This window comes from Sphingomicrobium lutaoense (assembly GCF_014195685.1).
Taxonomy (GTDB): Bacteria; Pseudomonadota; Alphaproteobacteria; order Sphingomonadales; family Sphingomonadaceae; genus Sphingomicrobium; species Sphingomicrobium lutaoense.
The window spans coordinates 1,129,328-1,144,593 of sequence record NZ_JACICF010000001.1 but is presented as its reverse complement, the minus strand read 5'-3'; the positions used below and the strand labels follow the sequence as shown (position 1 = coordinate 1,144,593).

17 protein-coding genes are annotated in these 15,266 nt (G+C 64.7%); 15 read left to right on the top strand and 2 right to left on the bottom strand.

The features are described 5' to 3' along the window. Positions 1-147: 147 nt before the first annotated feature. From FHS50_RS05585 to FHS50_RS05565, 5 genes are read left to right on the top strand one after another with little or no spacing between them, the layout of a single operon-like run. Complete coding sequence (locus tag FHS50_RS05585; protein ID WP_183933361.1) at positions 148-462, top strand: AtpZ/AtpI family protein; 315 nt, start codon at positions 148-150, stop codon at positions 460-462. 36 nt (positions 463-498) lie between these two features. Beyond that, the gene (locus FHS50_RS05580) at positions 499-1,284 is read left to right on the top strand and encodes a F0F1 ATP synthase subunit A (RefSeq protein WP_183933360.1); all 786 of its coding nucleotides are present in this window, start codon (positions 499-501) and stop codon (positions 1,282-1,284) included. A gap of 28 nt (positions 1,285-1,312) precedes the next feature. Beyond that, positions 1,313-1,540: a F0F1 ATP synthase subunit C gene (locus FHS50_RS05575; RefSeq protein WP_183933359.1), complete on the top strand. Its 228-nt coding sequence runs from the start codon at positions 1,313-1,315 to the stop codon at positions 1,538-1,540. Positions 1,541-1,571: 31 nt separating this feature from the next. Beyond that, positions 1,572-2,066, top strand: a complete 495-nt coding sequence (locus tag FHS50_RS05570; protein ID WP_183933358.1) for a F0F1 ATP synthase subunit B family protein — start codon at positions 1,572-1,574, stop codon at positions 2,064-2,066. Then, positions 2,059-2,565 (top strand): F0F1 ATP synthase subunit B family protein, encoded by a 507-nt coding sequence (locus tag FHS50_RS05565; protein ID WP_183933357.1) that lies wholly within the window; start codon positions 2,059-2,061, stop codon positions 2,563-2,565. Before FHS50_RS05570 ends, FHS50_RS05565 begins: the two co-directional genes overlap by 8 nt. 76 nt (positions 2,566-2,641) lie before the next feature. Here the strand turns inward: FHS50_RS05565 and paaZ are convergent, their stop codons facing one another. After that, positions 2,642-4,663 (bottom strand): phenylacetic acid degradation bifunctional protein PaaZ, encoded by a 2,022-nt coding sequence (paaZ, locus tag FHS50_RS05560; RefSeq protein ID WP_183933356.1) that lies wholly within the window; start codon positions 4,661-4,663, stop codon positions 2,642-2,644. Between the two features lie 167 nt (positions 4,664-4,830). Here paaZ and FHS50_RS05555 point away from each other — a divergent pair, with 167 nt between their 5' ends. Then, positions 4,831-5,307, top strand: a complete 477-nt coding sequence (locus tag FHS50_RS05555; RefSeq protein WP_183933355.1) for a PilZ domain-containing protein — start codon at positions 4,831-4,833, stop codon at positions 5,305-5,307. Here the strand turns inward: FHS50_RS05555 and paaG are convergent. Continuing rightward, positions 5,294-6,067 carry a 2-(1,2-epoxy-1,2-dihydrophenyl)acetyl-CoA isomerase PaaG gene (paaG, locus tag FHS50_RS05550; protein WP_183933354.1) on the bottom strand — a complete coding sequence of 258 codons (774 nt, stop codon included), beginning with the start codon at positions 6,065-6,067 and terminating at the stop codon, positions 5,294-5,296. The genes FHS50_RS05555 and paaG overlap by 14 nt on opposite strands. Before the next feature lie 150 nt (positions 6,068-6,217). Between paaG and FHS50_RS05545 the strand changes: the two genes are divergently transcribed. The 9 genes from FHS50_RS05545 (at position 6,218) to FHS50_RS05505 (ending at position 15,232) form a co-directional block, all read left to right on the top strand. Next, the gene (locus FHS50_RS05545) at positions 6,218-6,820 is read left to right on the top strand and encodes a 2-hydroxychromene-2-carboxylate isomerase (protein WP_221184833.1); all 603 of its coding nucleotides are present in this window, start codon (positions 6,218-6,220) and stop codon (positions 6,818-6,820) included. Positions 6,821-6,902: 82 nt separating this feature from the next. Continuing rightward, complete coding sequence (locus FHS50_RS05540; protein ID WP_183933353.1) at positions 6,903-7,409, top strand: DUF4402 domain-containing protein; 507 nt, start codon at positions 6,903-6,905, stop codon at positions 7,407-7,409. 73 nt (positions 7,410-7,482) lie between these two features. Next, positions 7,483-8,478 (top strand): 1,2-phenylacetyl-CoA epoxidase subunit PaaA, encoded by a 996-nt coding sequence (gene paaA, locus FHS50_RS05535; protein WP_183933352.1) that lies wholly within the window; start codon positions 7,483-7,485, stop codon positions 8,476-8,478. Positions 8,479-8,544: 66 nt separating this feature from the next. Continuing rightward, positions 8,545-8,832 (top strand): 1,2-phenylacetyl-CoA epoxidase subunit PaaB, encoded by a 288-nt coding sequence (gene paaB, locus FHS50_RS05530; protein ID WP_183933351.1) that lies wholly within the window; start codon positions 8,545-8,547, stop codon positions 8,830-8,832. Next, positions 8,832-9,680: a 1,2-phenylacetyl-CoA epoxidase subunit PaaC gene (gene paaC, locus FHS50_RS05525; protein WP_183933350.1), complete on the top strand. Its 849-nt coding sequence runs from the start codon at positions 8,832-8,834 to the stop codon at positions 9,678-9,680. Before paaB ends, paaC begins: the two co-directional genes overlap by 1 nt. Before the next feature lies 1 nt (position 9,681). After that, entirely contained in the window at positions 9,682-10,758 is a 1,077-nt protein-coding gene (locus tag FHS50_RS05520; RefSeq protein WP_183933349.1) for a ferredoxin--NADP reductase, read from the top strand. Positions 10,759-10,798: 40 nt separating this feature from the next. Further along, positions 10,799-11,998, top strand: a complete 1,200-nt coding sequence (locus FHS50_RS05515) for an amino acid aminotransferase (RefSeq protein WP_246332960.1) — start codon at positions 10,799-10,801, stop codon at positions 11,996-11,998. Then, positions 11,991-14,039, top strand: a complete 2,049-nt coding sequence (locus FHS50_RS05510; protein ID WP_183933348.1) for an alpha-ketoacid dehydrogenase subunit alpha/beta — start codon at positions 11,991-11,993, stop codon at positions 14,037-14,039. The genes FHS50_RS05515 and FHS50_RS05510 overlap by 8 nt, the downstream gene beginning before the upstream one ends. Beyond that, entirely contained in the window at positions 14,039-15,232 is a 1,194-nt protein-coding gene (locus FHS50_RS05505) for a dihydrolipoamide acetyltransferase family protein (RefSeq protein ID WP_221184832.1), read from the top strand. The genes FHS50_RS05510 and FHS50_RS05505 overlap by 1 nt, the downstream gene beginning before the upstream one ends. Positions 15,233-15,266 lie beyond the last annotated feature (34 nt).

Sequence of the window (15,266 nt, the reverse complement as noted above, 5' to 3'; positions counted from 1 at the left end):
CGCCCGCGCCATGATAGGGCCGTCCAGACGGTTGACACTCTCATGCCCCCTTCATAAAGGGGCGGCGCCTAGGCGGGCTTGTTCGAAGCCATGCTCCCCGCGCCAGCCTTTTTCGCAAGGGTTGGCGCATCTCTCAAGGAGGCGGACATGGACGAGAAAAAGCCCGATACGGCACCGGTGAAGACTCCCGAGGATGAACGCATCGATTCGCTCGAAGAGCGGCTTCGAAGCGCGCAGGCGCGGGAGATGGAGCGGACGGGATCGAAACAGCCCAAGCCCGACGAGAACGAACGGCTGGGCAATCGGGTCTTCTCGCTGCTGATCGGTGGCCTGATAGGCGGCACGGTGATCGGATATGCGGCGGACCGCATCTTCGGCACGGGCAATTTGCTGCTGGTCGTCGGGATGGTCCTCGGGATCCTCGGCGGCTTTTACAGCATCATCAGAGTGGCCAGCAAATAGCTGGTCGGACATGGTTTTTTAGCGCGGGACGACAAAGTGGCAGAAGAATCGGGCAAAATCGATCCGATGCACCAGTTCGAGGTGACGCCCCTGTTTGGCCAGGAGTGGGAGATCGCGGGCTACGCCATCCCCTTCACCAACAGTGCATTGTGGATGGCGCTCACGCTGCTCGTCCTCTGGCTGTTCATGCTCGGCGGGATGAAGCGCGAACTGATCCCCGGCCGCTGGCAGATGGCGGTCGAAGGGGTGACCGGCTTCATCAGCGACATGGTCGACAGCAATATCGGCGAAAAGGGCAGGAAATATGTGCCCTACATCTTCTCGCTGTTCATGTTCATCCTGTTCGCCAACATGCTCGGCATGCTGCCCACCGCGCTGGTCGGCGTCCATGCCTTCACGGTCACCAGTCACCTCACCGTCACCGCGATCCTCGCCATGGCGACCTTCCTCATCGTCCTGGTGGTCGGCTTCGGAACGCATGGCATCAAGTTCTTCGGCCTGTTCGTGCCGCACGGCACGCCGCTCGTGATGATCCCGATCATCTTCGTCATCGAACTGATCAGCTTCCTCGTGCGCCCCTTCAGCCTCGCGGTTCGTCTGTTCGTGGCGATGACCGCGGGCCATGTGCTACTGAAGGTGCTGGCCGGCTTCGTGATCAATGCCGGCGCGGCCGGCGCGGCCACTGCGGCTTTCGTCTCGGTGCCCAGTTTCATCCTGATGATCGGCATCAGCCTCCTCGAGGTGCTGATCGCCTTCATCCAGGCCTATGTTTTCGCTCTGCTCGCATCTTCCTATCTCAACGATGCGATCAATCTTCACTAATCGAATTTTCAACTAGGAGTTTTTCAACATGGACGCAGAAGCCGCAAAATTGATCGGTGCCGGTCTGGCCGCCATCGGTGTTGGCATGGCCGCGCTGGGTGTGGGTAACATCTGGGGCAGCTTCCTCTCGAGCGCGCTGCGCAACCCGGCAGCCGCCGACGGCCAGCAGGGCCGCCTCCTCATCGGCTTCGCCGTGACCGAACTTCTCGGCCTGCTGGCGTTCGTCGTTGCGATGATCCTCCTCTTCGTCGTCTAACCACTACGAACTGGATACAAGGGGTCGGCACATGCCGCAGATTGCCCAAATCGGCGAAATCTACGCATCGCAGCTGTTCTGGCTGGCGATCTTCTTCGGGCTGTCCGTCATCGTCATCGGCTACGGCATGCTGCCCAAGGTGCTGTCGACGGTGGAAATGCGCGACAGCCAGATCGCCGCTGACCTCAAGGAGGCAGAGGCCGCTCAGGCACGCGCCGACGCGCTGGAAGACGGCTATCGCGAAGCGATGGACCGGAGCCGCGCCGAAGCGAGCCGCCTGACGGCCGAAGCCAAGGCAACCGCCGCCAAGAAGACCGAGGCCAGCCTCAAGCGCGCCGAGACCAGCATCAACAAGAAGCTGGACGAGGCCGCCGAGGCGCTCGCGGCGGCCCGTGCCGCGGCGATGGCCGAGATCGAGGATGTCGCAGCGCAGGCCGCGGCGGACATGGTCGGCAAGGTTACGCCGCTCGCCGTCGACGAAAAGGCCGCCCGCCAGGCGGTGGCCAAGGAGCTGAACCATGGTTGAGCTGATGCTCGCCGCCGAAGGCGCCGGCTATTTCACCGACGGCGCGGTCTGGGTCGCCTTGTCGATGGCAGTCGTCATCGGCCTGATGATCTGGAAGAAAGTGCCGAGCGCGGTCGGCAAGGCACTCGACGTCAAGATCGAGGAGATCAAGGCGCAGCTCGACGAAGCGAAAAAGCTCCGCGAGGAAGCCGAGGCGCTCAAGGCCGAATATGAAGCCAAGGCCAAGGCCGCCGAAAAGGATGCCGCCGCGATCGTCGCCCGCGCCGAGCAGGATGCCGACGCGATCGTCGCCAAGGCTGCTGCCGACGCCAAGGACATGGTCGCCCGCAAGAAGGCGATGGCCGAAGCCAAGATCGCGTCCGAACAGCGCGCGGCGATTGCCGAACTGAAGGCGATCACCGCCAACGCGGCCACCGCGGCAGCCGCGCGCATCATCGCCGAAAAGAACGACGAGAAGGCTGACGCCGCGCTGGTTGAAGACGCCATCGCCAAGCTCTGACGGCTTCACTGCATCACCAACGGAAAAGGCCCGGCATCACGCCGGGCCTCTTTTGATTCGGCCAACGATATCTCGCCTAGGGAGTGTTCTCGGTGAGAAGGTCGTAGGTCGCGACCATCTCGTCCTTCTGGTTGAAGATCTCGACCGCCCATTTGACCACGCCGGTTTCGTCCGACTTGATCGACTTGGACCGCACGGTCAGCTCGACCCGCATGCTATCGCCGGGATAGAGCGGAGTGAGGAAGCGCAGGTTCTCGAGGCCCGTATTGGCCAGCACGGGGCCGGGGTCGGGATGGACGAACAGCCCGGCGGCAAAGCTGAGGATAAGATAGCCATGTGCGACCCGCCCCTCGAATATGGGCGAGGCCTTGGCGGCTTCCTCGTCCATATGGGCGTAGAAATTGTCGCCCGTGAACTCGGCGAAATGCTCGATATCCTCGACCGTCACCGTCCGGCTCTCGGTCTTGAGCGTGTCGCCGATTTCCAATTCGCTCATCTTGAGCCTGAAGGGATGGGTGTCGATCAGCCGCTTGGGTCCGCCGGGCACATATTGATCGCTGATCGCCGCGATCATGTCGGGCGTCGACTGGATCGCGGTGCGCTGCATGTAATGTTTCACTCCGCGGATCCCGCCCATTTCCTCCGACCCGCCCGCACGGCCCGGCCCGCCATGGACGAGTACCGGAAGCGGAGAACCATGACCGGTCGATTCGCGGCCATTGTGACGGTTGATCACCAGCATCCGCCCGTGAAAGGCCGCCGCGCCGCGAATGAAGCGTCCCGCCAGTTCGCGGTCATTGCTGAACAGCGAAAGCGCCAGGCTCCCCTGGCCGCGATTGGCGAGCGCGATCGCATCCTCGACGTCCTGGTAGGGCATCACGGTGGCGACCGGCCCGAAGGCCTCGACATCATGCACAGCATCGGCGCTCCAGGGATCGTCGGCGCGCAACAGCACGGGCGAAATCGCGGCGCCGCCCTCGGGGCCGACCTCGGCCTCGGGATCGCCATGCACGATCCGCGCACCGCCCGCGACCAGTTCGGCCACCTTGGCGCGCACATCGTCGCGCTGTGACCGGCTGACAAGGCAGCCCAGCTGCGTTTCCTTCTCGCGCGGATCGCCGATGGTCATCGCCGCCAATTTCTCGCGGATCGCCTTCTCGACCGCGTCGAGATGCTCGGCGGGCGCCATCACGCGGCGGATCGCGGTGCATTTCTGCCCCGCCTTAACCGTCATCTCGGTGACGACCTCGCGGATGAACAGGTCGAACTCCGGCGTGCCGGGCGCAGCATCGAGCCCCAGCATCGAGGCATTGAGGCTGTCCTGCTCGGCGATGAAGCGCACGCTCTCGCGCAGCACGGTAGGATGGTTCTTGAGCTTGCCCGCGGTCTGCGCCGAGCCGGTGAAGCTGACGATGTCCTGACCATTCAGATGTTCGAACAGGTCGCCGACCCCGCCGACGATCAGCTGCACCGCCCCGTCGGGAAGCACGCCCGTCTCGATGAGGATGCGGAACGCCGCTTCGGTGAGATAGCTGGTCGCGGTCGCGGGCTTCACGATGCACGGCATTCCCGCAAGCAGCGTCGGCGCCATCTTCTCGAGCATCCCCCAGACGGGGAAGTTGAAGGCGTTGATATGTACCGCCGCGCCCTGCATCGGGCTAAGGATGTGCTGGCCGACGAAATTGCCTTCCTTCGACAGGGGTTCGAGCGCCCCGTCGAGCAGGACCTTGGCATCCGGGAGTTCCTTGCGACCCTTCGACGAATAGCTGAGCAGCGTCAGCGCACCCCCGTCGATGTCGATCCAGCCGTCCTTGCGCGTCGCGCCCGAATGGGGATTGAGCGCATATAGCTCCTCTTTTCGCTCCATGATGGCGAGACCGAGCGACTTCAGCATCCAGGCCCGCTCATGGAAAGTCATCGCCCGCAGCGCCGGTCCGCCGACCTTGCGCGCATGGTCGAGCATGGCCTTGAAATCCAGGCCGTCCGAACCGGTCCGCGCGACTTCGCTTCCGTCGATGGCGCTGGGGATCGGGCGCAGATCGCCCGCACCGCACACCCATTCGCCGCGCGCATAATTCATCAGTTCGATCGTTTTCATCACTTGGCCTTTCTGACTGCCCGAATGCCCTAGCCAACGGGCGGGGGCAGGGGCAACCGCCTTCGCGGAAGGGACCGTTTCGGACGGAGAGGTAATCTTCCGGACAGCATGGCGACCTAACCCCTCGGGCACCCGCAATCCAATGCTCGGATGGGAGAATGTTGCCGATGAAAGCTCGTGAAGAGCGCGTACCCACGATGGTACCGGCGCGATTGCGAAAGGGCACGGACTGGCATGACGCCACGATCCTCAACCTCTCGGCCAACGGCCTCATGTTCCATTGCCAGGAACCCTATTCGCGCGGGCATTTCCTCGAGATCCGCCGAGGTCGCCACGTCATCGTCGCGCAGGTGATGTGGAGCGAGGCGGGCAAGGTCGGCGCCCGCACGCAGGACGAACTGGAAGTCTTCGCGATCATCAACGACCGCCCGGCGCGGCGGCGCAGCTTCGGCCTGGCGGTCGATCGCCGCCACGAACGGCGCCCGCCCAGCGGTGAGCGCAGCCGTCAGCAGGCGCGGATGTTCGAATATGCGGTCGCGGGCCTTCTCGCCGTGACGGCCTCGGTCGCCGCCTTCACGATGGTCCAGCAATTCTTCGCTTCGCCGGTCAGCCGGATCGAGGCCGCGCTGGCTAGCGTCCGCTGAAACTCGGCTCGCGCTTTTCAAGGAAGGCGGCCACGCCCTCGCGATAATCCTCGGTGAAACCGAGCCGCCGCATCTCGTCGCGCTGAAGGTCGAGTTCCTCGTCGAGCGTCCGGCTCCAGCTGGTGCGGATCATCTTCTTGATCGCCGCCAGCCCCAGCGGCGGCAACGAGGCGAGCTTCTTCGCGACCTTCTCGACTTCCCCGTCGAGCTGTTCGTCATCGACCGCTTTCCAGATAAGGCCCCAGCGCTCGGCATCCTCGGCCATCAGCGGCTGGCCGGTCAGCGCAAGACCAAGCGCGCGCTGCTGGCCGACAAGGCGCGGCAGGTGCCAGCTGCCCCCGCTGTCGGGAATGAGACCCAGCGCCGAGAAACTCTGGATGAACTTGGCCGAACGCGCCGCGAAGATTATGTCGCACGCCAGCGCGATATTTGCGCCCGCGCCCGCTGCCACGCCATTGACCTTGGCGATTACCGGCTGCTCGATCGTCGCGAGTAGGCGGATGAGCGGGTTCCAGCATTGCTCGACCGTCTCGCCCAGGTCGACCGCTTCGCCGGGCGCGACATTGCGATCGTTGAGATCCTGCCCCGCGCAGAAACCGCGACCCTCGCCGGTCAGGATCACCACCCGGGCATCGCCGAGCGACCCGAATGCCGCCTGCAACTCGCCATGCATGTCGCGGGTAAAGCTGTTGAGCCGGTCGGGCCGGTTCAAGGTGATGGTCACCACATGACCGTCTCTCTCGGTGCGAATCGTCTCCATCCTCGGCTCCCCCTCGTCCATCGGTCGCTACGTCTTGCGGGCGATTTGCCGACCATGCGCGCCCGCGTCTAGTGTCGATCCTCCAAAAAGGGCGGAGGCGAGGGGACGGGCAGGGGGCTCGTCCGGGGTCCTCCCGCCGGTTTGGAAGGCATGATGATGACGCCCCAATTTCTCTTCGATGTCGCCAGTCCAAATGCCTATCTCGTTCACCGCGTCCTGCCCGAGGTGGAGGCGCGCAGCGGACGCTGGTTCGACTATGTCCCGGTGCTTCTTGGCGGGCTGTTCAAATTGAGCGGAAACCGCGCACCGATGGTCGCCTTTGCTGAGGTGCCGAAGAAGCTCGATTATGAACGGCTGGAATTCCACCGCTTCATGGACCGGCACGGCATCGACAATTTCCGCTGGAACCCCGACTTTCCCGTGAACAGCGTGATGGCGATGCGCACCGTCTGCGCCGCGAAAGAGGAGGAGCGGGCCGACCTCGCCGAGGCGCTGTTCCATTTCATGTGGGAAGAGCCGCGCAAGCTCGACGATCCCGAACGGCTCCACGCTTCGCTCGCCGAGGCCGGGCTCGATGCCGACCGCCTGATCGAAGCGACCGCCGACCAGGCGGTGAAGGACCGGCTGCGCGCCCATACCGAGGCGGCTTATGAAAAAGGCGCCTTTGGCGTGCCCGCCTTCCTGCTCGGCGATGATCTCTATTTCGGCAAGGACCGGCTCGGCCAGGTCGAGGAGGCGCTCGCCCAGCGCTGAGGGCGCATGGTTAACGCCTTTTTTACCACGCATCGCCAAAAGGGCAGGCAAGCGAAATGCTCAGATGCTCGAAAAGGCGGCCATGCAGCTTCGGAACCTATTTGCCACACTCTCACTCGCAGGCGCGCTTTTCGCTGCGCCGGGCGAAGCGAGCGCGCAGGGCAAGTCGCAGGGCGCCAAGGTCAAGGTGAAGGTCCTCAAGCCGCTTTCGCTCACTTCGCTGCAGGACCTGGATTTCGGCACGGTCGCGGTGCCCACGATCGCTTCGCCGGTCACCATCAGCATCGGGCAGGACGGAACGCTCGATTGTCCGGCTCCGCTTGCCTGCAGCGGGGTGGCGATGCCCGCGCTCTATAATGTCAAAGGCTCGAAGGAGGCCGCGGTCATCGTCACCATCGTCGCCAATGATCTCGTCAATCCGATCGACGGCTCGCGGCTCGCGTTCACGCCCGACGGTCCCGACCGGATCCAATTGCCCAACAATGGCAACAAGGGCCTCGACTTCGCGGTCGGCGGCGCGATCCGCATCGAACCCGATTCCTCGGGCGACTATGAGGGCACGATCGAAGTCGTCGTGGATTATGAATGACCCGTCCCGCATGGGCTGAAGGGGGCCTTCGGATCGGATTGAAAATCCCCCGTTTCATGCCTATCTAGGCGCCATGTACACGACCGAACTGGACAAGCAGCCCAAGCGCAACGTCACCGCCATCGACGGCGCCGAGGATCCCGCGCTGGTGGAGGAATTCGAACGGCGCGTCGCCGCCGACGAATTCATCGAACCCAAGGACTGGATGCCCGAGGCCTATCGAAAGACCCTCGTCCGCCAGATTTCGCAGCACGCCCATTCGGAAATCGTCGGCATGCTTCCCGAAGGCAACTGGATCACCCGCGCGCCGTCGCTGCGGCGCAAGGCGATCCTCCTCGCCAAGGTGCAGGACGAAGCCGGGCACGGCCTCTATCTCTATTGCGCCGCCGAGACGCTCGGCACCAGCCGCGAGGAGATGGTCGAGGCTCTCCATTCGGGCAAGGCGAAGTACAGCACCATCTTCAACTATCCTACGCTCACCTGGGCGGATATCGCCGCGATCGGCTGGCTGGTCGACGGCGCGGCGATCATGAACCAGGTTCCCCTGCAGCGCACCAGCTACGGCCCCTATGCCCGCGCGATGGTCCGCGTCTGCAAGGAGGAAAGCTTCCACCAGCGCCAGGGCTATGAAGCGATGATCGCGCTCGCCAACGGCACCGGGGAACAGCGCCGCATGGCGCAGGACGCGCTCAATCGCTGGTGGTGGCCCAGCCTCATGATGTTCGGCCCGCCCGACGACAAGTCGCCCAATACCGAACGCTCGATGCGCTGGCGCATCAAGCGCGAGACCAATGACGAACTGCGGCAGAAATTCGTCGACATCACCGTTCCGCAGGCCGAATTCCTCGGCCTCACCGTTCCCGATTCCGACCTCGCCTGGAACGAGGAAAAGGGCGGCTACGACTTCGGCGAGATCGACTGGGAGGAATTCTATGCCGTGGTGCGCGGCGAAGGCCCCGTCGCCAAGGAGCGGATGAAGGCCCGCCGCGATGCCTGGGAAAAGAATGCCTGGGTCCGCGAGGCCGCCGACGCCCATGCCGCCAGGAAACGCGCCGCGAAGGTCGCCTGACACTTGCCTTCGCTTCGGGCAGGGGCGTAAAGCTCCGCGCCATCCACGGTCACAAGGGAGACGCGCATGACCGGCCATGACTGGCCCCTCTGGGAAGTTTTCGTCCGCGCCAAGGGCGGATTGGCCCATCGCCATGTCGGATCGGTCCACGCGCCGGACGAGGAAATGGCGCTCCACCACGCCCGCGACACCTATACCCGCCGCATGGAAGGCGTCAGCCTCTGGGTGGTCAAGTCGAACGACATCGTCGCTTCCGATCCCGACGAAGCGGGCCAGACCTTCGAACCCGCGCGCGACAAGGTCTATCGCCACCCGACCTTCTACGAGATCCCTGACGAGGTGAAGCATATCTGATGTCCAGCCCGCCGATCATCGACAAGAAGGACGTCGCCGCCGCCAAGGCGCGTGACGGCAAGGACGAAGGCGCCTTCGACGCGCCCGTCACCCGCGAACGCGACCAGGCCAGCGTCGACTATCTCCTCGAACTGGGCGACGATGCGCTGATCCTCGGACAACGGCTCGGCGAATGGTGCGGCCACGCGCCCAGCGTCGAAGTCGATCTCAGCCTCGCCAACATGGGCCTCGACCTCATCGGACAGGCCACCAATTGGCTCGGCGCGGCCGCCGAGTGCCTCGACGGCAAGGATGCCGACGCGCTGGCCTTCCACCGCGACGTGCTCGACTTCAAGAACTGCCTGATGGTCGAACAGCCCAATGGCGATTTCGCCCAGACGATGGCGCGCCAATTCCTCTTCTCGACCTGGCAGCATATGCTCCTCGAACGGCTCACCGGCTCGAGCGACCAGCAGGTCCGCGAAATCGCCGCCAAGAGCGTCAAGGAAGTCGCCTACCATCGCGAACTGGCATCGGACTGGGTGATCCGTCTCGGCGACGGCACCGAGGAAAGCGCCCGCCGAATGGCCGACGGCCTCGACTGGAACTGGCGCTTCATCCCCGAACTGTTCGAAGTCACGAAGGAGCGCGAGGAACTCATCGAACGCGGCATCGCGGCCGACCCGCGCGAGTTCGAGGACGACTATCGCGCCGCGCTCGCGAACATTCTCGCCGAAGCGCAGCTCGAAGCTCCCGCCGACCAGCGCCCGATCCTCGGCGGCCGCCGCGGCCATCACAGCGAACATCTCGGCCATCTTCTCGCGGTAATGCAGTTCCTGCCGCGCACCTATCCGGACGCCAAGTGGTAGCATGAGCGAACATTTCCACGAACTTACGGTCGCGGAGATCACTCCCGAGACCGAGGACGCCAATTCGGTCCGCTTCGCCGTGCCCGAGGAATTGGCCGAGACCTTCGCCTTCAAGGCGGGCCAGCATCTCACGCTGAAGGCGACGATCGACGGCGAGGAAGTCCGCCGCAACTATTCGCTCTGCGTCGCGCCGCACGAAGGCCAGCTGAAGGTCACGGTGAAACGGATCGCTGGCGGGGTCTTTTCCAACTGGGTGGGCGACCATCTGAAGGAAGGTGACCGTCTCGACGTCCTGCCCCCGCACGGCTCCTTCACTTATGATTTCGACGAGTCCGCGCCGCCGCGCCATTATGTTGCCTTCGCCGGCGGTTCGGGCATCACCCCGATCATGAGCCTCCTGCGCACCGCGCTCGCCCGCGAGCCCGAGGCGCGCTTCACGCTCTTCTACGGCAACCGCGATTCCTCGAGCGTCATTTTCCTCGACCAATTGAGCGACCTCAAGGACCGCTACATGGGCCGGTTCGAACTGTTCCACTTCCTCTCGGAGGAAGCGGGCGATGTCGACCTGTTCAACGGCATGCTCGACCGCGAGACCTGCGATGCGGTGATCGAGGATCTCGTCCGCGACCCCAAGGCGGTCGAATCCTATTTCATCTGCGGCCCGGGCCCGATGATGGACGCCGCCGAAGCCGCGCTCCTCGATGCCGGGGTGGACAAGCCGCGCATCCATATCGAACGATTCACCGCGGGCCGTCCTTCGGCGGCGGTCGCCGCCCAATTGGCGCAGGCCAAGCAACAGGCCTCGGGCACCCACATGTGGGTCACGCTCGACGGCCGCGCGCGCAAGGTCGAATTCAACGGCGACAATATCCTCGACAGCGCTCGCGAAGCGGGTCTGCCCGCGCCCTTCGCCTGCAAGGCCGGGGTCTGCGCCACCTGCCGCGCCCGCGTCACCGAAGGCGATGTCGAGATGGGCGCGCGCTACGGCCTCACCGACGAGGAAATCGCCGCGGGCTATATTCTCACCTGCCAATCCGTCCCGAAGGGAGACGGGGTCAAGGTCGATTACGACGCGTGAGGGCTTTGCGGATCGGCCAATTTCCGGCTAAGCCCCGCCCATGCTGAGCGAACCTGACACGCGCGCCCCGATGCTGGGCAGCCTTCCCGAGATCGAAACCGACGCCTTGCTGCGCCTCATCGCGATGGCGATGGAGGACGAACGCCCCGAGAAGATCGACGTCGGGGTCGGGGTCTATCGCACCAGCGACGGCGCCACGCCCATTCTCTCGGCAGTCAAGAAGGCCGAGAAGCGCCTCTGGGAAAGCCAAGAGAGCAAGGGCTATCTTGGCATGAAGGGCGACAAGCTCTTCCCCGAACTCTTGAAACCCGTGGTGTTCGGCAGCCATGCCGACGATCCCGCGCTGATGGGCCTCCAGACGCCGGGCGGCTGCGGCGCACTCACCCTGGGCTTCAAGCTGGTGAAGGCCGCGCGCCCCGACGCCCGCGTCCTCGTCGGCACGCCGACCTGGGCCAATCACGAACCGCTCATCCGCGGCGCCGGGCTCGAGATCGTCACCTATCCCTATTATCGCAAGGAAGAGACGCGGATCGACTTCGACGCGATGGTCGAGGCGTTCGAAAATGCCCGGCCCGGCGATGTCGCGCTGCTCCATGGCTGCTGCCACAATCCGACCGGTGCCGATTTCGACCACGGCCAATGGGCCAAGGTGCGCGCGATCATCGCCGACAAGGGCATCCTGCCTTTCGTCGATATCGCCTACCAGGGCCTTGGCGACGGTTTCGAGGAAGATGGCGCGGGGCTTCAGGGGCTGATGGGTGCGGTCGACGAAATCATCGTCTCGCAAAGCTGCGACAAGAATTTCGGCGTCTATCGCGACCGCGTCGGCTGCCTCTTCTTCAAGGCCGGCAGTCCCGAGGCCTCGGCCCGGGCGATGGACCATGTCATGCAGCTCGCCCGCGAAATGTGGTCGATGCCGCCCGATCATGGCGCGGCGGCGGTGCGCATCGTCCTGGAAAATGACGATCTTCGCCAGGAATGGCTCGACGAAGTCGCCAGCATGCGCGCCCGCATCAACCAGCTTCGCCGCCGCATCGCCGCCTGCGATTCGCGGCTCGCCTATATCGAGGATCAGAAGGGGATGTTCTCGATGCTTCCGCTCACTCCCGCGCAAGTCGACAAGCTGCGCGAGGACCATGCCATCTACATGGCCGACAGCGGCCGCTTCAACGTGGTCGGCCTCTCGGACGACGACGTCGACCGCTTCTGCAAGGCGGTTCTGGAGGCAATGGATGGCTGAGGTGATGGAGAAAGGCGCCGACACCAAAAGCGAACCCGCCTTTAGCTGGGAAGATGTCGCTCGGCTGGTGCTCACCAGCCGCGAGATGGACCGGCTCGAGGAAGAGGAGCTCGTTCCCGCCCGCAAGGTCCTCTACCAATTCTCGGCGCGCGGCCATGACATGGCGCAGGTCATCCTCGGCCTGCATCTTCGCGACGGCGATGCGGCGTGCGGCTATTACCGCTCGCGCCCGATGCTGCTGGCCCTGGGCGTGAAGCTTGCCGACGCGCTTGGCTCCGGAATGGGCCGCGAAGGTGGCTATTCGGATGGCCGCGATATCGGGGTGGTGTTCAACTATCCCAATCCCGGCGGCTGCCACGCGCTGCCGATGTGCGGCGGGGTAGGGGCGCAATATACGCCCGCTGCCGGCTGGGCGCAGGCGATCACCTACAAGGCCCGCGTGCTCGGCGAAGAGGATGATGGCGCGATCGCGGTGGTGCTCGGGGGCGACGCCAGCTGCTCGACCGGCGGCTTCTGGTCGGCGCTCACCATCGCCACCACGCAGAAACTGCCCTTACTCTTCTATATTGAGGACAATGGCTACGGCATCTCGGTGCCCTCGACCTACCAGACGCCGGGCCAGGACATCGCCGCCAACCTCGCCAGCTTCAGGAATCTCGAAATCTTCAACGGCGACGGGACCGAGCCCGAAGAGGCCGCCGACCTCATCGGCAAGGCGGTCGCCCATGTGCGCGGTCGCAAGGGTCCGGCGCTGCTTCGCCTTACCGTTCCGCGCCTCGAGGGCCATTCGGCGCAGGATACCCAGACCTACAAGAGCGAAGAGGAAATCGCCGCCGAATGGGCACGCGATCCCTTGCCCAAGCTCAAGGCCCTCAACAACAATCTCGACTGGGACCGGATCGAGGCATCGGTCGCCAGCGAAGTCGACAAGGCCCGCGAAGAGGCGGAGGCGCGCGGCGTCTCGGACCCCGAAGACGTGACCGGCCATGTCTATTTCGAAGGCGAACATGCCAAGGTCGGCGGGCAGGCGGGCCTGGGCCTCGATGGCACCCATGAGGATCCGCGCCCCGAGGGCCAGCGCATCAACATGGTCACCGCCATCCGCAAGGTGCTCGACCAGGAATTGGAAGCCAATCCGAAGATGAGCGTTTTCGGCGAGGATGTCGGCCCCAAGGGCGGCGTCCATGCGGTGACGCTCGGCCTCCAGGAAAAGTTCGGCCATGACCGCGTCTTCGACACCTCATTAAACGAGGAAGGCATCGTCGGGCGCGCGGTCGGGATGGCGATGGCGGGGCTGCTTCCCGTTCCCGAGATCCAGTTTCGCAAATATGCCGAGCCCGCGACCGAACAGATTAACGATTGCGGCACGATCCGCTGGCGCACCCACAACCGCTTCGCCGCGCCGATGGTGCTGCGCATTCCCGGCGGCTTCTTCAAATGCGGCGATCCCTGGCACAGCCAGACCAACGAGGTGCAGTTCGTCCACAATCCGGGCTGGCGCGTCGCGGTCCCGTCCAATGCCGAAGATGCGGTCGGGCTCCTGCGCATGGCGCTGCGCGGCAACGATCCGACCATCTTCTTCGAACATCGCGCGATGCTCGACGACAGCTGGGCACGCCGTCCCTGGCCGGGCGATCATTATGTCCTGCCTTTCGGGCGGGCGAAGAAGACGATGGAAGGCGACCGCATCACCATCGTCAGCTGGGGTGCGATGGTCCCGCGCTGCGAAGCCGCCGCCAAGGATATGGGCGGCGAAGTCATCGACCTTCGCACGCTGATGCCCTGGGACAAGGAAATGGTGCTCGAAAGCGTCGCGAAGACGCATCGCTGCCTGATCGTCCATGAAGACCTGCGTACCGGCGGCTTCGGCGCCGAGATCGCCGCGGTGGTCGCCGACGAGGCCTTCCTCGATCTCGACGCGCCGGTCGAACGGGTGACGATGCCCGACATTCCCAGCCCGCATCATCCCAAGCTGCTCGAAGCCGCGGTGCCGGGCGTGGAGGATATTCGCGCCAGGATCGAAGAAATGCTGGAGTTCTGATGAGCATGATCGACGTTCTGGTTCCCGAGGAACAGGAAGGCACCAAGGCGGTCGTCCGCGGCTGGCTCAAGCAGGTCGGCGACAGCGTCAGAGAGAATGACCCGCTGGTCGAACTGGAAACCGACAAGGTCACGCAGGAAGTTCCTGCGCCGGCGGCAGGCATACTCGCCGAAATCCTTCTCGACAGCGATGCCGAGGCCGAACCGGGCGCGCTGCTCGCCCGCATCGACACCGAGGGCAAGGCCGCCGCCGCGGCTGCGCCTTCGCCGGAAACGAAGGAAGAAGCGCCCGAGCCCGCGCCTGCCGCTCCCACCGGCGGTTTGGTGGACAAGGCCGCGATCCAGAAGGAAACACGCCTTTCGCCCGCGGTGCGCCGCGCCTGTCTCCAGCATGACCTCGATCCGTCCTGCCTCGAAGGCACGGGACGCGGGGGCAGGGTGACGCTCGAGGACGTGAAGCGCGTCATTGCCGAAGGCCCGGCCATCGCGGTCTCCTCGGCTCCGTTCAGCGCCGAGGACATCCCGCACGACCGGATGCGCCGCACCATTGCCGAAAACATGGTCCGCGCCGTCAGCGACGCTCCCCATGTCACCGCGCTCTTCGAATGCGATTTCTCGGCGGTCGCCGAGCACAAGGCGGCGATGAAGGTCAAGGGCGTCAAGCTCTCCTACACCGCCTATATCGTGAAGGCCGCCGCCGAGGCGATGGCCGCCGCTCCCGCGATCAACGGTCGCTGGGAAGAGGATCGCATCGCCATTTCGCCCACCATCGACATCGGCGTGGGCACCGCGCTCGGCGAAAAGGGGCTGGTGGTCCCGGTGGTCAAGGACGCAGACTCGCTTTCGCTGAAGGACGTGGGCGCGCGCCTCGACGATCTCACGACCCGCGCCCGCGAAGGCCGGCTTGACCGCAAGGACGTGGCGGGCGGCAGCTTCACTATCTCTAACCACGGCGTCTCGGGCAGCCTTCTCGCCGCGCCGATCATCCTCCACCAGGGACAGGCCGCGATCCTCGGCGTGGGCAAGCTTGAAAAGCGCGTGGTGGTCCGCGAACTCGACGGGCAGGACGTGATGGTGATCCGCCCGATGGCCTATGTCACGCTGACGATCGACCATCGCGTCGTCGATGGTCACCAGACCAATGCTTGGCTCTCGCGATTCGTCGAGATTATGGAGAATTGGCCACAGGCCTGAACTAATTTGGGCCACACCCCTGAATCAATTGCCG

Excerpts from the sequence above, each read along its gene's own strand:
- FHS50_RS05555 (WP_183933355.1), top strand. The coding sequence starts at position 4,831 with ATGAAAGCTCGTGAAGAGCGCGTACCCACGATGGTACCGGCGCGATTG.
- FHS50_RS05575 (WP_183933359.1), top strand. The coding sequence starts at position 1,313 with ATGGACGCAGAAGCCGCAAAATTGATCGGTGCCGGTCTGGCCGCCATC.
- paaZ (WP_183933356.1), bottom strand. The coding sequence starts at position 4,663 with ATGAAAACGATCGAACTGATGAATTATGCGCGCGGCGAATGGGTGTGC.
- FHS50_RS05520 (WP_183933349.1), top strand. The coding sequence starts at position 9,682 with ATGAGCGAACATTTCCACGAACTTACGGTCGCGGAGATCACTCCCGAG.
- paaA (WP_183933352.1), top strand. The coding sequence starts at position 7,483 with ATGTACACGACCGAACTGGACAAGCAGCCCAAGCGCAACGTCACCGCC.
- FHS50_RS05505 (WP_221184832.1), top strand. The coding sequence starts at position 14,039 with ATGAGCATGATCGACGTTCTGGTTCCCGAGGAACAGGAAGGCACCAAG.
- FHS50_RS05585 (WP_183933361.1), top strand. The coding sequence starts at position 148 with ATGGACGAGAAAAAGCCCGATACGGCACCGGTGAAGACTCCCGAGGAT.
- paaC (WP_183933350.1), top strand. The coding sequence starts at position 8,832 with ATGTCCAGCCCGCCGATCATCGACAAGAAGGACGTCGCCGCCGCCAAG.
- FHS50_RS05540 (WP_183933353.1), top strand. The coding sequence starts at position 6,903 with ATGCAGCTTCGGAACCTATTTGCCACACTCTCACTCGCAGGCGCGCTT.
- FHS50_RS05510 (WP_183933348.1), top strand. The coding sequence starts at position 11,991 with ATGGCTGAGGTGATGGAGAAAGGCGCCGACACCAAAAGCGAACCCGCC.
- paaG (WP_183933354.1), bottom strand. The coding sequence starts at position 6,067 with ATGGAGACGATTCGCACCGAGAGAGACGGTCATGTGGTGACCATCACC.
- paaB (WP_183933351.1), top strand. The coding sequence starts at position 8,545 with ATGACCGGCCATGACTGGCCCCTCTGGGAAGTTTTCGTCCGCGCCAAG.
- FHS50_RS05570 (WP_183933358.1), top strand. The coding sequence starts at position 1,572 with ATGCCGCAGATTGCCCAAATCGGCGAAATCTACGCATCGCAGCTGTTC.
- FHS50_RS05565 (WP_183933357.1), top strand. The coding sequence starts at position 2,059 with ATGGTTGAGCTGATGCTCGCCGCCGAAGGCGCCGGCTATTTCACCGAC.
- FHS50_RS05515 (WP_246332960.1), top strand. The coding sequence starts at position 10,799 with ATGCTGAGCGAACCTGACACGCGCGCCCCGATGCTGGGCAGCCTTCCC.
- FHS50_RS05545 (WP_221184833.1), top strand. The coding sequence starts at position 6,218 with ATGATGATGACGCCCCAATTTCTCTTCGATGTCGCCAGTCCAAATGCC.